Below are 14,831 nucleotides of genomic sequence, written 5' to 3' on the forward strand. Positions count from 1 at the left end.
CTACGGCGAAGTGGGCAAGCTCTGGGCCTCCGGTGGCGACGCGAAGGTGAAGCGCACGGTGCAAGGCTCATTGGGGTTGCGCATGAAGTGGTGAGAGAGCGCCGCGCCATGAAGCAGTTCTTGGCGCGGCCTCGGTGTGCGCGTGCGTTGGTGAACGCACGCCGGTAGTGCGGCTCCCGTTAGAAGATCGCCAACAGTTAGAAATCGACCCCAGAAACGAAAAATGCGGACAATCACCTAAGTGACTGTCCGCATTACGTTTTCTTTGGTCGGGGCGAAAGGATTCGAACCTTCGACCCTCTGGTCCCAAACCAGATGCGCTACCAGGCTGCGCTACACCCCGACAAGCCTTCTATTCTAGCCCGAATATCGGTGCTCTCAGCGCTTCTCGTATTGCGTCTTGCCGAAAAGAATCTCGCGCTCTTTGTCGCCGGTGATCGGCTGGCGCAAATCGGCCAGCACTTTCACGCCGCGCTGCACGGCGGGCCTGGCGGCGATGGCGTCGAACCAGGCTTTCAGGTGCGGGTAGTCGGTGAGGGTGATGCCTTGTTTGTCCCAGCTGCGCAGCCACGGGAAGATGGCGATGTCGGCAATCGAATAAGTCTTGCCTGCGATGAACCTGTTCTTAGACAGCTGCTTGTCGATCACGCCGTAGAGCCGCTTGGCTTCGTTGCTGTAGCGCTCGATGGCGTAGCTGATCTTTTCAGGCGCATACATGCGGAAGTGATGCGCCTGCCCGAGCATGGGGCCGACGCCGCCCATCTGGAACATGAGCCACTGCAGCACGTCGTAGCGTTCGCGGTCTGTCTTGGGCAGCAGCTTGCCGGTCTTGCCCGCCAGGTAGACGAGGATGGCGCCCGACTCGAAGAGCGAAATGGGCTTGCCGTCCGGCCCGTCGGGGTCGGTCATGGCGGGAATCTTGTTGTTCGGGCTGATCTGCAGGAAGTCGGGTGCGAACTGGTCGCCCTTGCCGATGTTGATCGGGCGGGCGTTGTACGGCAGGCCGCACTCCTCCAGCATGATGTGAATCTTGTGGCCGTTGGGTGTGGGCCAGGAATAGACCTCGATGGGCGATGCAGGCATGTCTCGGGCTCCGATGTGCGGGTTGTGATTCGAGGCAGGCAGCATATACGCGGCCATTCAAATGCGTGCAGGGCCGGGAATTGCGGTGCACCGCACCGCTTCGCAAAGCCGCTCAGGCGACGGCCGAGTTGGACGACAGGTGCTGGTGAATCAGCGCGACCACGGCCGCGCCTTCGCCGATGGCGCCGCCCACGCGCTTGACCGAGCCCGAGCGCACATCGCCCACGGCAAAGACGCCTTGCACGCTGGACTCGAGAGCCGTGGCGGGCCGTGCCGGAAAGCCGCTGCTCGCCGCATTGCCCGTCAGCACGAAGCCGTGCTTGTCGACCGAAACGCCGCAGCCTTCGAGCCAACTGGCCTCGGGTTCGGCACCGACGAACAGGAAGATGTTGCGAGCCGCACAGTCGTGCTCGTCGCCCGTGGTCTGGCAGCGCCATGTCGCGCCGGTCAGGCCTTCGTCGGAGCCGCCGTTCAGCTTCACCAGTTGGGTGTGCGGATGCAGTTCGATGTTGGGCGTCGCCTCGATGCGGTCGATCAGGTAGCGTGACATGCTGGCCGCGAGCGAAGGGCCGCGCACCAGCACATTGACCTTGGCCGCATGGCGCGACAAAAACACCGCGGCCTGGCCTGCCGAGTTGCCGCCGCCGACGAGCGCGACCTCTTGCTGCGAGCAAAGCTTCGCTTCGATGGCCGATGCCCAATACCAGATGCCGCGGCCTTCGAATTCGGACAGCCGCGGTACGTCGGGCCGCCGGTAGCGCGCGCCGCTGGCAATGACCACCGTGCGTGCGTTGATGGTGCGGCCATCTGCAAGGGCGATGCGCAGGCTGCCCATTGCGTTGTCGCGCGTGCAGTCCAGCGACGTGACCTTCACCGGAATGAGCATCTCGACGCCGAACTTCTGGGCCTGGACGAAGGCCCGGCCCGCGAGCGCCTGCCCCGAGATGCCGGTGGGAAAGCCCAGGTAGTTCTCGATGCGCGCACTGGCACCGGCCTGTCCGCCGAAGGCGCGGCAGTCGAGCACGATCACGCGCAGGCCTTCGGAGGCCGCATACACAGCGGTGGCCAGCCCGGCGGGGCCGGCACCGACCACGGCCACGTCGAACAGTTCGTCGCGTTCGGCGGTGTCCACCATGCCAAGGCAGCGCGCCAGCGCATCTTCGGCTGGGTTGACCAGCACCGAGCCGTCGGGGCACACGGCCAGCAGCTTGCAGGTGCCGTACTGTTCCAGCAGCGCCGCGGCATCCGGATCTTCCGCCGCATCGACCAGGTGATAGGGGTGGCCGTTGCGGCGCAGAAAGTTTTCGAGCCGCGCCATGTCGGGCGACTCGGGCTTGCCGATGAGCACCGGCCCGCTCGCGCCCGATTCGATCAGCGCCACGCGCCGCAGGATCAGCGCGCGGGTAATGCGCTCGCCAAGGTCGGCTTCGGCCACGAGCAGCGCGCGCAATTGCGGCGGCGGCACGACCAGCGCTTCTACTTCTTCGTCGGCGTGTCCGTCGACGAGGGCAGGGCGGCCGCTCAGCTGGCCTACCTCGGCAAGGAATTCGCCCGGCCCCTGGCGCACGATGGGCACCACATGCCCGAGGCCGTCGCGCTGCGTGATGGCCACCACGCCCTTGAGCAGAACGAACATGCCGGGGCCGGTTTCCCCGGCGGTGAACAGTCTCTCCCCGCGCGCAAAGCGCTGCACCGTTCCGAAGCGCGCAATGCGCGCGATCTCGGCGTCGCTGAGAACGGGAAAGGTCTGGTGGAGACGGTTGTCGAAATTGCTGCTTGCGTCTGTGGCCATTTGAAGAAACTCCATGTCGCGGACCCACCGCATTAGACAACCTCGCGGCCCGAACGGGGCAGTCCGGAAACGAGGCTCAAACACGCCGTAACACAGTCATGCAAATGCAATGCCACTGACATGCCGGTTTCACCGCAGGTGCAGAGACTCCATCGGCAGAAAGGGTTCCCCATGAAAGAACTGCCCAACCCGACGTTTCCGCTGTCGCAGATCGGACTGCGTGCCGCCTTGTGGCCTGCTCCTGCCGTTCCAAGCGTGCGCACGTCGGTGCCCGATGCGCCCGCTGCGGTTCTCGTGCCGCCGGTCATCGATGCCAAGCAGGGCATCACCGTGAGCTGGGCACGCCACCTCGATGACGTGCGCGCCGCGCAGCGCCTGCGCTACGAAGTGTTCGTCGGCGAAATGGGTGCACGCGTGAGCACGCCGCTGGCGGGGCACGACATCGACCTGTTCGACGACTTCTGCGAACACCTGCTGGTGCGCGACGAGCTCACGCAGCAGGTGATCGGCACCTACCGCGTGCTCACGCCGGCCCAGGCCCGGCGCGTGGGCAGCACCTACAGCGACACCGAGTTCGACCTGACCCGGCTGCGCGACCTGCGCGAGCGCATGGTCGAGCTGGGCCGCAGCTGCGTGCATCCCGATCATCGGCAGGGCGGGGTGATTCTTGCGCTGTGGGGCGCGCTGGCCGGCTTCATGCACCGCAACAAGCTCGACACGATGATCGGCTGCGCGAGCATTCCCATGTCACACAACGGCGTGACCAACGGCGACGCGGCGGCCAGCATCTGGCGGCAGCTCTCGGCCAGCCACATGGCGCCGATCCAGTACCAGGTGCAGCCGCGCTTGCCGCTGCCGGTCGAGCGGCTCGACAGCGCGCTCGACGTCGAGCCGCCGGCGCTCATCAAGGGTTACCTGCGCCTGGGCGCCAAGGTGTTGGGTGCCCCGGCATGGGACCCGGACTTCAACACTGCGGACCTGCCGATGCTGATGCGCATCGACGACTTGCCGGCGCGCTACCGCAAGCACTTTCTCGGCGCATGAAACCAGCGGTCGCCCGGCCCGCTGCCAGGCCGTCCGTCTCTTCGCCCGGTTCGGAAGATCCGGGTGCTGGCGAAGCGGCGTCACAGGAGCGTCACGGAACCGTCATAAACAAGGACGAAACTGTCATATTTCCGCCTACGTGTGCTCCCGTGCCCCTTGCCCCAGAATCAGTGCCCATGCAATCTGCTACCGCTGACCGGACACTTGCGGTCGCGGCATCGGCGCTTACGCTGCTCGACCGCGATCACAGCATCCTGTCTTTCAACGAGCGCGTGCTCGATTGGGCCCACAGGCCTGAGGTGCCGTTGATTGAACGTCTTCGCTACCTGTGCATCGTTTCGTCGAACCTCGACGAGTTCTTTGAAGTCCGCGCCGCGCCGCACCTGATTGCCAGCAGCGCCAGCGACCAGAAGGGCACCTACACGACCGAGTCGTTCGAGCGCCTGGCCGAGGCGGCTCACAAACTCGTGGGGCGCCAGTACGCGCTCTACAACGACGAGTTGATGCCCACGTTTGCAAAGCACGGCATCCACATCATTTCGCACGGCGAACGCAATGCGGCCCAGCGCAAATGGGTCAGCGAGTATTTCGAGCGCGAAGTGCGCCCCTTGCTGATTCCGGTGGGGCTGGACCCGGCGCATCCGTTTCCGCAGGTGGCTAACAAGTCGCTCAACTTCATCGTGCGGCTCGGCGGCAAGGACGCATTCGGGCGCGAAAACCCGATCCAGATCGTCAAGGTGCCGCGCGTGCTGCCGCGCGTCATTCGCATGCCGGCCAAGGTGTCGGACGGCAAGACGCTGTTCGTGGCGCTGTCGAGCGTGGTGCGCGCCCATTTGTCAGGCATGTTCCCGGGCCGCGAGGTGGGCGACTTCTCGCAGTTCCGCGTTACGCGGCATTCCGATCTTGCGGTCGACGAGGAAGACGTCAAGAACCTGCGCACCGCCTTGCGCCAGGGGCTGCAGCACCGGCATTACGGCCAGGCCGTGCGGCTCGAGGTTTCGGCCAGTTGTGCCGAGTCGCTCGCGAGCTTTCTGCTGGCGCAGTTCAACCTGCCGCCGCAGGCGCTCTACCGCGTGCACGGGCCGGTCAACCTGGCGCGGCTGACCCAGCTGATCGACCTGCTGGACGAACCGCAACTGCGTTTTCCGCCGTATGCGGCGTCGTATCCCGTCACGCTGTCTCCGGCGCAACCGTTCTTCGAGCGGCTGCAGCGTGGCGACGTGATGATCCACCAGCCCTTCGAGAGCTTCGACGGCGTGCTCGCGTTCCTGCGCGAAGCCGTGCTAGACCCGCAGGTGCTGGCCATCAAGCAGACCATCTACCGCACCGGCGCCGATTCGGAGCTGATGGACCTGCTGCGCGAAGCCGTGCGCCGCGGCAAGGAAGTGACGGTGGTGGTGGAGCTCAAGGCCCGCTTCGACGAAGAGGCCAACATCAACTGGGCGGAAATGCTCGAATCGATCGGCGCGCAAGTGGTGTACGGCGTGGTGGGCCTGAAGACGCACGCCAAGATGCTGCTGGTCACGCGCCGCGAGGGCAAGCAGATGCGCCGCTACGGGCATCTTTCTACCGGCAACTACAACCCGCGCACCGCCAAGCTCTACACGGACATCAGCCACCTGACGGCCGATCCGCTGCTCACGGCCGACATGGAAGCGGTGTTCGTTCACCTTGCAAGCCAGAGCCGCCTGCCCAAGCTCAACCGCATGTGGCTGGCGCCGTTCGACCTGCACAAGAACCTCATTGCGCAGATCGATGCATTGGGTCTGGCGGCCGCAACCGGCGAGCCCACGCGCATCGTCGCCAAGATGAATGCGCTGACCGACGAGGAACTGGTCGCCGCGCTGATGCGCGCGGGGCAGAAGGGCGTGAAGATCGACCTCATTGTGCGCGGGGCGTGCACCTTGCCGGCGCAAGTGCCTGGGCTGACCGACAACATCCGCGTGCGCTCGGTGATCGGGCGCTTCCTCGAGCACTCGCGGGTCTTCTACTTTCGCAACGGAGAGGAAGAGTCGCTCTACCTCTCGAGCGCCGACTGGATGAACCGCAACATGATGCGGCGCATCGAATTGGCCTGGCCGGTGACCGACCCGAGCCTGCGCCAGCGCCTGATCGACGAGTGCCTGGTGGCCTACCTGCACGACGGCCGCGATGCCTGGGACCTCGGAGGCGACGGCATCTACACCCGCGTAGACCACGACACCAATTCCGCCGAGGCGGGTGCGTCGCGCGCGATCGAGGCGCATGGCGCGCAGACCGCGCTCATGAACCGATATGCATCGCGAGGGCATCACTCCGATGCATCCAGCAACTGACCATCGAAAGACGATGAGCATGGACTTGATCTTCTGGCGCCATGCCGAAGCCGAGGACTGGACAGAGGGCTGCGACGACCTGCAGCGCTCCCTCACCGCGCGCGGCGAGAAGCAGGCCAAGCGCATGGCCAGCTGGCTCGACCGGCAACTGCCCGACGGCACCCGCATCATCTGCAGCCCCGCGCGGCGCTGCGAGCAGACCGCGCTCGCGCTCGGCCGCAAGTACAAGCTGCGTTCCGAACTCGCGCCCGACACCACGGCCGAGGCCATGCTGGGCGCGGCGGGCTGGCCCAACGGCAAGTCGGTGGTGCTGATGATCGGCCACCAGCCCTCGGTAGGGCAGGCCATTTCGCTTCTTCTCGGGCTGAAGCAGGACAGCTGCCCGGTGCGCAAGGGTGCGCTGTGGTGGATTCGAACGCGCGAGCGCGATGGCGACGTGCAGACCGTGGTGGTTACCGTTCAGTCGCCCGAGCTTCTCTGACGGCGACCAGGGCAGAAAATTTGCCCAAAACTGTAAACAAATTGGCCAAATCCGGCCCGCGCGGCAGCGATATGTAGGCACAATGACCGCGCCAGATGCATTTAGTCACAAATTGCATCCATAACTTACAACCACAAGGCGATTGCGCAGCAGATGCCTTGTGTGCCGCGGATTTTCGGGGCGCCAGGTGCGAAGGCTGTTGCAGCCGTCTTTCACCGCGGATGCCGAATGAAAGCGCTCGTTTCCCTGTTGGCTGCTGCAGCCCTGCTGGCCGGATGCGCCACGAGCACGCCCGAGCCTGCGCCGCAGGTTCGCCACGATGCCACCCGGTCGATCTCGAAGATCGAACTCGTCTACAACGAACAGGATCAGCTTACGGTCATGGACGGTGGCGGCTCCGCGATCATTGGATGGGCTGGGGTTTTCGGGCCGGTCGGAACGCTGGTGGCGCTTGGTGTCGAGGTCGGTACACGGGTGACGAAGGCCAGCCGCATGGAGCGGCGCACCCTCGAGTTCACGGCCGCCGTAAAGAACAGCGGGGCGGCGTCGCTCAACCGGCAATTCGCCGAGCAGCTGGCGGCGCGGCTGCGTACCGGAGGCCGCGAAGTGAAGCTGACGCCGGCTCCCCGTGTGGACGGCGAGCTCGCGCAGTTGCAGGCAGTCGGGTTCCAGCCCACGCCCGGCTACAGCACATTGGTGGTTCGGGTCACCACGATCTATTCAGCGCCCGACATGACATCGAGCTTCAAGCCCTTCGTCGCGATCGAGCAGTCGCTCAAGAACGAGCAGCAGGCCGTTCTTCACCAGACGACCCACACTTCCGACCTGGAGGAGCCGGCCTTCCTGGCATACGACGGCCTGCTTCAGGACAACGCCAAGGCCCAGGACGGCCTGCGCCAGGGGCTTTCCAAGATCCTTCAGCCTGCCTATGCCGGCATGTTCGGCCAGGAGGACGAGCCGTCGCCTCGCCTCGCCAGTTCGGAAACGACCCGCACGGCCGGCCTCGAAGCAAAGTGAAGCGACTCAGCAGCCGCTGAGTTCCACGCGCCAGTTGCTGGTCTTCTGCCAGGCCAGCACTTCCTCGCGCAGCAGGTGCGCGGATTGGGGATAGGCATCGGCCCAGTCGGGCGCGCAGACAATCGTGAAGGCCCTGGCACCCAGCGCTGCGAGATGCAGCGCCTGCGGATCGGGATCGCGGCGCGCGTGGCACAAGATGACCGCGAGACGCAGCGAGAGCAGCTGCATCACGAAGGTCTCGTCGTCCAGCGCAGCCTCGAGCTTGCGCAGCTTGCCGCGCTGCCCCAGAACCAGCTGGCCGAGCGCGTGCAGTTCGTTCACGGCAAAGCCGGGCGCATCGGTGTTGTCGAGAATGTAGGCGCCGTGCTTGTGATAGTCGCTGTGCGAAACCAGCGTGCCGATCTCATGCAGCTGTGCCGCCCAGCCAAGCTTGCGCAGCGCCCGTCCGGCGCGGCTGCCCGGGCTGCCGCCACGTGCCGCGGGCGTGAGCTGCACGAACAGCGCCGCGGCTGTTTCGCCCACGCGCCTGGCCTGGGCCGCGTCGACCGAGAAGCGGGTGGCCAGCCGCGCCACGGTGGCGGTGCGTAAATCGGCCACGCCTTCGTCTCGTTCCAGCAACTCGTAGAGCACGCCGTGGCGAAGTGCGCCCTGGGCCACTTTCATTTCTTCGATGCCGAGCAGGTCGAACACCGCTCGCAGCACGCTCACACCGCCGCCGATGACGGCCTTGCGGTCTTCGCGCATGCCGTCGATGCGCAGCTTGTCGGCGCTGCCGGCCTTGAGCAGGCGCTCGACCAGCCAGTCGAGCCCGTCGCGGGTAATCAGCCCCGGCTCGCCGCCGGCGGCGGCCAGCACGTCACCCACCGCACCGATGGTGCCGGAGGCGCCATACGCCACATCCCACTGGTCGCGGGTGTAGCTCGAGAGCGCATCGTCCAGCACGGCTTTGGCGGCCACCTCGGCGGCGCGGAATGCGGCCGGGGTGAAGAGGCCCTCCGCGAAGTGCTTCATCGACCAGGCGACGCTGCCGACGCGGTAGGACTCCATCAGTTCGGCCTCGAGCGCACGGCCGATGATCATTTCGGTCGAGCGCCCGCCGATGTCCACCACCAGGCGGCGCTCGCGGTCGGAAGCATCGGTGTGCGGCAGCGTGTGCGCCACGCCCTGGTAGATAAGGCGGGCTTCTTCCCGGCCCGGAATCACGTCGATGCCGAACCCCAGGATGGTGCGCGCGCGCAGCAGGAACTCTTCGCGGTTGCGGGCTTCGCGCAGGGTCTGGGTGGCCACGGCGCGCACCTGCGAGCGCTTGAAGCCGGCCAGCCGTTCGCCGAAGCGGGCGAGCGCGTCCCAGCCGCGCTGCATGGCCTCGGGCGTGAGGTTGCGGGCGCTGTCCAGGCCGTTGCCCTGGCGCACCGTCTCCTTGAGGTATTCGGTGCGGTGAATCTGACCGTGGTCGACCTGTCCGATTTCGAGCCTGAAGCTGTTCGAGCCGAGATCGACTGCGGCGAGGCGGGTGCCGTTTTGCATGTAGTTGTAGTGAAGAGGGGGGCGGTGGCTCTGATCGTAGCGCCGTGACGGCCCGTAGAGAGGTGCGCCGCCTCCCGAATCGCCAGCGGCGAGGCTCGGAAGGCTAGGCGCGGCGAATGACGGTTGTGTGACAGCGTCATACAAGCCGCAGGGGCAGTCGAGGCATTTTCCCTCTGTGGCGGGGTGTCACACCGATGTCACACAAGCTTTCTAGAGTCCGTTCCAAGCCCGAAAGGGACTACTTCTTACTTCTAAAGGAAGCCTTGATGAAAACGACTTTCAAATTTGCAGCTGCCGGCCTCGTGGTCGCGGTTTTTGCCCATGTGCCCGCTTTTGCACAAGACGTGACCGGCGCCGGCGCCAGCTTCCCGGCACCGCTGTACGCCAAGTGGGCCTCCGATTTCAACAAGTCCACCGGCGTCAAGATCAACTACCAGTCGGTCGGCTCGGGTGCCGGCCTGAAGCAGATCGAAGCCAAGACGGTCGATTTCGGTGCTTCCGACGCTCCCCTGAAGGACGAAGAACTCCAGGCCAAGGGCCTGATGCAGTTCCCCACCGTCATCGGCGGCGTGATTCCCGTGGTGAACATTCCCGGCATCAAGCCCGGCGAGCTGAAGCTCAACGGCCAGGTGCTGGGCGACATCTACCTGGGCAAGATCACCAAGTGGAACGACCCCGCCATCAAGGCGCTGAACGGCTCGCTGGCCCTGCCGGACGCCGCCATTGCACCGGTTCGCCGCGCCGACGGTTCGGGCACCAGCTTCCTGTTCACCAACTACCTGAGCAAGGTCAACGCCGAGTGGAAGACCAAGGTCGGCGAAGGCACGGCCGTGAATTGGCCCACTGGCGCGGGCGGCAAGGGCAATGAAGGCGTCGCCGCTTTCGTGAACCGCCTGCCCAATTCGATCGGCTATGTCGAGTACGCCTACGTCAAGCAGAACAAGATGACCTATGCCCAGCTGCAGAACGCGGCCGGCAACTTCGTCTCGCCCGACGACAGCGCCTTCAAGGCCGCCGCGGCCGCCGCCGACTGGAACAAGAGCTTCTACCAGGTGCTGACCAACCAGGCCGACAAGGGCGCATGGCCCATCACCGGCGCGACCTTCATCCTGATGCACAAGGTGCAGGACAAGCCCGCCAACGCGACCACCGTACTCAAGTTCTTCGACTGGGCCTACAAGGGTGGCGACAAGACCGCCGACGACCTCGACTACGTGCCGATGCCCGACGCGGTGAAGGCCACGATTGCCAAGTCATGGGGCGAGGTGAAGGACGCATCGGGCAAGCCGGTCGCGTTCAAGTAAACACCCCACCCATCCAGCCCAGAACGGCGCATCCATGAGCAGCACACCGCTCCAGGATGCGCCGCATTCGTCATTGCCGGAGCGACCCTTGTCATCCACTTATCCTGCTTCCGCATCCACGCTCGACCTCGCGGCCGAGCGCGGCCGCGCCACTGCTCCACCGCCCGCCAAGGCACCGCGCTCGGGCCCCATGGCCGACCGCCTGTTCGGCTGGGCCGCCAAGGGCGCCGCGCTGCTCACGCTCGCGATGCTCATCGGCATTCTGCTGTCGCTGATCGCCGGCGCATGGCCCGCCATTTCGAAGTACGGCCTCGGCTTTCTCACCAGCAGCGTGTGGGACCCGGTGCAGAACGAGTACGGCGGCCTGGTCATGATCTACGGCACGCTGGCCACCTCGATCATCGCGCTGGTGATCGCGGTGCCGGTGAGCTTCGGCATTGCGCTGTTCCTGACCGAGCTTTCGCCCAACTGGCTCAAGCGCCCGCTGGGCACGGCCATCGAGCTGCTTGCCGCGGTGCCTTCCATCGTCTACGGCATGTGGGGCCTGCTGGTGTTCGGCCCGATTCTTTCCACCTGGGTGCAGCAGCCGCTGCAGAAGCTGTTCGCCGGCGTGCCGTACCTCGGTGCTCTGGTGTCGGGCCCTCCGGTGGGCATCGGCATTCTTTCGGCCGGCATCATTCTCGCGATCATGATCATTCCGTTCATCGCCTCGGTGATGCGCGACGTGTTCGAAGTAACGCCGCCGCTGCTCAAGGAGTCGGCCTACGGCCTCGGCTCCACGACCTGGGAAGTGGTTTCGAAGGTTGTGCTGCCCTACACCAAGGCCGGCGTGATCGGCGGCATCATGCTCGGCCTCGGCCGGGCGCTGGGTGAAACGATGGCCGTCACCTTCGTGATCGGCAACATGAACCAGCTCAACTCGCTTTCCGTGTTCGAGGCTGCCAACAGCATTACCTCGGCACTCGCCAACGAATTTGCCGAAGCCGGCGCGGGCCTGCACCAGGCCGCGCTGATGTACCTCGGCCTGGTGCTGTTCTTCATCACCTTCGTGGTGCTGACGCTTTCGAAGGTGCTGCTGGCGCAGATGAAGAAGAGCGAAGGGACCAAGTCATGAGTACGAGCACCGCTCAAAACCTGCTGAACGCCAAGGCGCTCGCCGAAACGCGCCAGGCCAAGTTTGCCGCGCGCAACCGCGTCAACAAGATCGCGCTCACGCTGTCGCTCGCGGCAATGGTGTTCGGCGTGTTCTGGCTCGTCTGGATCCTGTGGGAAACGCTGCGCCTGGGCCTTGGCGGCCTGGCGCTTGCCACGTTCACCGAAATGACACCGCCGCCGAACGAGGCGGGCGGCATCGCCAACGCGATCTTCGGCTCGTTCGTGATGGTGGCGCTGGCCACCTTCGTGGGCACGCCGATCGGCATCATGGCCGGCATCTACCTGGCCGAGTACAACCCCAAGGGCTGGCTCTCGGCGGTGACGCGCTTCGTCAACGACATTCTGTTGTCGGCTCCGTCGATCGTGATCGGCCTGTTCGTGTATGCCGTGGTGGTGGCCTACTTCAAGACCTTCTCGGGTCTTGCAGGTGCGCTCTCCCTGGCGCTGATCGTGATTCCGGTGGTGATTCGCACCACCGAGAACATGCTGCAGCTGGTGCCGCCGGGCCTGCGCGAAGCGGCCTATGCACTTGGCACGCCGAAGTGGAAGGTCATCCTGAGCATCACGCTGCGCGCGGCGCGCGCCGGTGTGGTCACGGGTGTGCTGCTGGCCGTGGCGCGTATTGCCGGCGAAACCGCGCCGCTGCTCTTTACCGCGCTGAACAACCAGTTCTGGACCGCCGACATCAGCCAGCCGATGGCCAGCCTGCCGGTGACCATCTTCAAGTTCGCGATGAGCCCGTACGAAAACTGGCAACAGCTGGCATGGGCCGGCGTGTTCCTGATCACCGTGGCCGTGCTTGCCCTCAACATCCTGGCGCGAGTCCTCACGCGCAACAAACTCTGATTCAAGAAGAAGTAGCAACCATGCCAAATACTGTCGCACAACCGTCGCGCTCGAAGATCTCGGTCAAGGACCTGAACTTCTACTACGGCAAGTTCCACGCGCTCAAGGGCATCAACCTCGAGATCCCGGAGAACAAGGTCACGGCCTTCATCGGCCCATCGGGCTGCGGCAAGTCGACCCTGCTGCGCACCTTCAACCGCATGTTCGAGCTCTACCCGGAGCAGCGCGCCGAGGGCACCATTGCTCTGGACGGCGAGAACCTGCTCACGTCCAAGCAGGACGTGGCGCTGATTCGCGCAAAGATCGGCATGGTGTTCCAGAAGCCCACGCCGTTCCCGATGTCGATCTACGACAACATCGCCTTCGGCGTGAAGCTGTTCGAGAACCTGAGCGCCAGCGAAATGGACGACCGCGTGGAGTGGGCGCTCAAGAAGGCCGCTCTCTGGACCGAAGTGCGCGACAAGCTGCAGCAAAGCGGCTCGGGCCTTTCCGGCGGCCAGCAGCAGCGCCTGTGCATTGCACGCGGCATTGCCATCAAGCCCGAGGTGCTGCTGCTCGACGAACCGTGTTCCGCACTCGACCCGATCTCGACCGCGAAGATCGAAGAGTTGATTGCCGAGCTGAAAAACGAGTACACCGTGGTCATCGTGACGCACAACATGCAGCAGGCCGCACGTTGCAGCGACTACACCGCGTACATGTACCTGGGCGACCTGATCGAGTTCGGCGCGACGGAACAGATGTTCTTCAAGCCGCAGCGCAAGGAGACCGAGGACTACATTACCGGCCGTTTCGGCTGATGCCAAGGAGGCACACATGACTGAAAAACATCTCTCCAGCCAGTTCGACAGCGAACTCAACGGCGTTTCGTCGCGCGTGATGGAGCTCGGCGGCATGGTCGAGGCGCAGATCCACCAGGCGGTGTACGCGCTGCTGCAGTTCGACCCCGAAGCGGCCGACCGCGTGATGGAAACCGAGCACCGCGTCAACGCGATGGAAATCGAGATCGACCGCGAGCTGTCGTCGATCATTGCGCGGCGCCAGCCGACCGCGCGCGACCTGCGCCTCTTGATCGCCATCTCGAAGACCACCGCCAACCTCGAGCGCGTGGGCGACGAGGCCAACAAGATCGCGCGCATGGTCAAGTCGATCATCGAGAGCGGTTCGGCCCGCGCGCTGCCTTCGAACGAGCTGCGCATTGCAGCCGACCTGGCCTCGGGCCTGCTGCGCACCGCGCTCGACGCGTTCGCGCGCCTGGACACGGCCGCCGCGCTGTCGATCCTGAAGGACGACGACCTGATCGACAAGGAGTTCGACGGCTTCGTGCGCAAGCTGGTCACCTACATGATGGAAGACCCGCGCACGATTTCGGCCAGCCTCGACCTGCTGTTCCTGGCCAAGGCCATCGAACGCATCGGAGACCACGCCAAGAACATCGCCGAGTTCATCATCTACATCGTCAAGGGCGCCGATGTGCGGCACACTTCGATGCAAGAGATCGAATCGGCGCTGAAGTAACAACGAGCGCCAGACTCCCAAGAAAGCATGAAGAAACCCCGAGTCCTGATCGTCGAAGACGAGTCGTCGATCGCCGAGCTGATCGCCGTCAACCTGCGCCACAACGGCTTCGAGCCGATCTGGTCGGAAGACGGTGCGGCAGCGCAGCGCGAAATCGACGCCTTCCTGCCGGACCTGATCCTGCTCGACTGGATGCTGCCCGGCCAGAGCGGCCTGCAGCTCGCGCGCCAGTGGCGCAAGGATCCGCGCACCAAGGCAATTCCGATCCTGATGCTGACCGCGCGCGGCGACGAGCCCGACAAGGTGGCCGGCCTCGACGCAGGCGCCGACGACTACATCACCAAGCCGTTCTCCACCCAGGAAATGCTCGCGCGCATCCGCGCCGTGCTGCGCCGCCGCGCACCCGAGGTGGTGACCGAGCGCGTGGAAATCGGCGAGCTCGCGCTCGACACCGCCACGCACCGCGTGACCTGGCAGGGCAATGCGCTCAAGGTGGGACCGACCGAGTTCAAGCTGCTGGCCTATCTGATGCAGCACGCCGAGCGCGTGCACAGCCGTGCGCAATTGCTCGACAAGGTCTGGGGCGACCATGTCTACATCGAGGAACGCACGGTCGACGTGCACGTCAAGCGCCTGCGTGAATCGCTGGGCGCCGCGGCGCCCATGGTCGAAACGGTGCGTGGCGCCGGCTATCGCCTGACCGCCCAAGTCACGGTTTGAACAGCGCCGTGTGCATCGGCCGCGGGCGC

General features: G+C 65.1%; 13 protein-coding genes and 1 tRNA gene. 10 read left to right on the top strand and 4 right to left on the bottom strand.

What is annotated here, in order from left to right; genetic code table 11:
- Positions 1-266 precede the first annotated feature (266 nt).
- The 3 genes from ABIC94_RS07700 to ABIC94_RS07710 form a co-directional block, all read right to left on the bottom strand.
- A tRNA-Pro gene (locus tag ABIC94_RS07700) sits at positions 267-343 on the bottom strand.
- A gap of 35 nt (positions 344-378) precedes the next feature.
- Positions 379-1,083: a glutathione binding-like protein gene (locus ABIC94_RS07705; protein ID WP_354372446.1), complete on the bottom strand. Its 705-nt coding sequence runs from the start codon at positions 1,081-1,083 to the stop codon at positions 379-381.
- 112 nt (positions 1,084-1,195) lie between these two features.
- Positions 1,196-2,875: an FAD-dependent oxidoreductase gene (locus ABIC94_RS07710; protein WP_354372447.1), complete on the bottom strand. Its 1,680-nt coding sequence runs from the start codon at positions 2,873-2,875 to the stop codon at positions 1,196-1,198.
- 171 nt (positions 2,876-3,046) lie between these two features.
- Here ABIC94_RS07710 and ABIC94_RS07715 point away from each other — a divergent pair, with 171 nt between their 5' ends.
- From ABIC94_RS07715 to ABIC94_RS07730, 4 genes are all read left to right on the top strand, one after another.
- On the top strand, positions 3,047-3,919 hold the full coding sequence (locus tag ABIC94_RS07715) for a GNAT family N-acetyltransferase (RefSeq protein ID WP_354372448.1): 873 nt from the start codon (positions 3,047-3,049) through the stop codon (positions 3,917-3,919).
- A 176-nt stretch (positions 3,920-4,095) separates the two neighbouring features.
- On the top strand, positions 4,096-6,234 hold the full coding sequence (ppk1, locus tag ABIC94_RS07720) for a polyphosphate kinase 1 (protein ID WP_354372449.1): 2,139 nt from the start codon (positions 4,096-4,098) through the stop codon (positions 6,232-6,234).
- A 19-nt stretch (positions 6,235-6,253) separates the two neighbouring features.
- Complete coding sequence (locus ABIC94_RS07725; protein ID WP_185868070.1) at positions 6,254-6,715, top strand: SixA phosphatase family protein; 462 nt, start codon at positions 6,254-6,256, stop codon at positions 6,713-6,715.
- Positions 6,716-6,943: 228 nt separating this feature from the next.
- On the top strand, positions 6,944-7,732 hold the full coding sequence (locus ABIC94_RS07730) for a hypothetical protein (RefSeq protein ID WP_354372450.1): 789 nt from the start codon (positions 6,944-6,946) through the stop codon (positions 7,730-7,732).
- A 6-nt stretch (positions 7,733-7,738) separates the two neighbouring features.
- On the opposite strand, the gene ABIC94_RS07735 is transcribed toward ABIC94_RS07730, so the two are convergent.
- Positions 7,739-9,259 (bottom strand): Ppx/GppA phosphatase family protein, encoded by a 1,521-nt coding sequence (locus tag ABIC94_RS07735; RefSeq protein ID WP_354372451.1) that lies wholly within the window; start codon positions 9,257-9,259, stop codon positions 7,739-7,741.
- 266 nt (positions 9,260-9,525) lie between these two features.
- On the opposite strand from ABIC94_RS07735, the gene pstS reads away from it, so the two are divergent.
- The 6 genes from pstS to phoB are packed head-to-tail and all read left to right on the top strand — an operon-like array spanning position 9,526 to position 14,802.
- Entirely contained in the window at positions 9,526-10,563 is a 1,038-nt protein-coding gene (pstS, locus tag ABIC94_RS07740) for a phosphate ABC transporter substrate-binding protein PstS (RefSeq protein WP_354372452.1), read from the top strand.
- Positions 10,564-10,597: 34 nt separating this feature from the next.
- Positions 10,598-11,677, top strand: coding sequence for a phosphate ABC transporter permease subunit PstC (gene pstC / locus ABIC94_RS07745; RefSeq protein WP_354372453.1), 1,080 nt, complete (start codon positions 10,598-10,600; stop codon positions 11,675-11,677).
- The gene (gene pstA, locus ABIC94_RS07750; protein ID WP_354372454.1) at positions 11,674-12,564 is read left to right on the top strand and encodes a phosphate ABC transporter permease PstA; all 891 of its coding nucleotides are present in this window, start codon (positions 11,674-11,676) and stop codon (positions 12,562-12,564) included. Before pstC ends, pstA begins: the two co-directional genes overlap by 4 nt.
- A 20-nt stretch (positions 12,565-12,584) precedes the next feature.
- Positions 12,585-13,364 (top strand): phosphate ABC transporter ATP-binding protein PstB, encoded by a 780-nt coding sequence (pstB, locus tag ABIC94_RS07755; protein WP_013540926.1) that lies wholly within the window; start codon positions 12,585-12,587, stop codon positions 13,362-13,364.
- Positions 13,365-13,380: 16 nt separating this feature from the next.
- Entirely contained in the window at positions 13,381-14,082 is a 702-nt protein-coding gene (gene phoU / locus ABIC94_RS07760) for a phosphate signaling complex protein PhoU (protein WP_055800204.1), read from the top strand.
- 27 nt (positions 14,083-14,109) lie between these two features.
- Positions 14,110-14,802, top strand: a complete 693-nt coding sequence (gene phoB / locus ABIC94_RS07765) for a phosphate regulon transcriptional regulator PhoB (RefSeq protein ID WP_354372455.1) — start codon at positions 14,110-14,112, stop codon at positions 14,800-14,802.
- Positions 14,803-14,831 lie beyond the last annotated feature (29 nt).

This window comes from Variovorax paradoxus, from assembly GCF_040544635.1.
GTDB classification, from domain to species: Bacteria; Pseudomonadota; Gammaproteobacteria; order Burkholderiales; family Burkholderiaceae_C; genus Variovorax; species Variovorax paradoxus_R.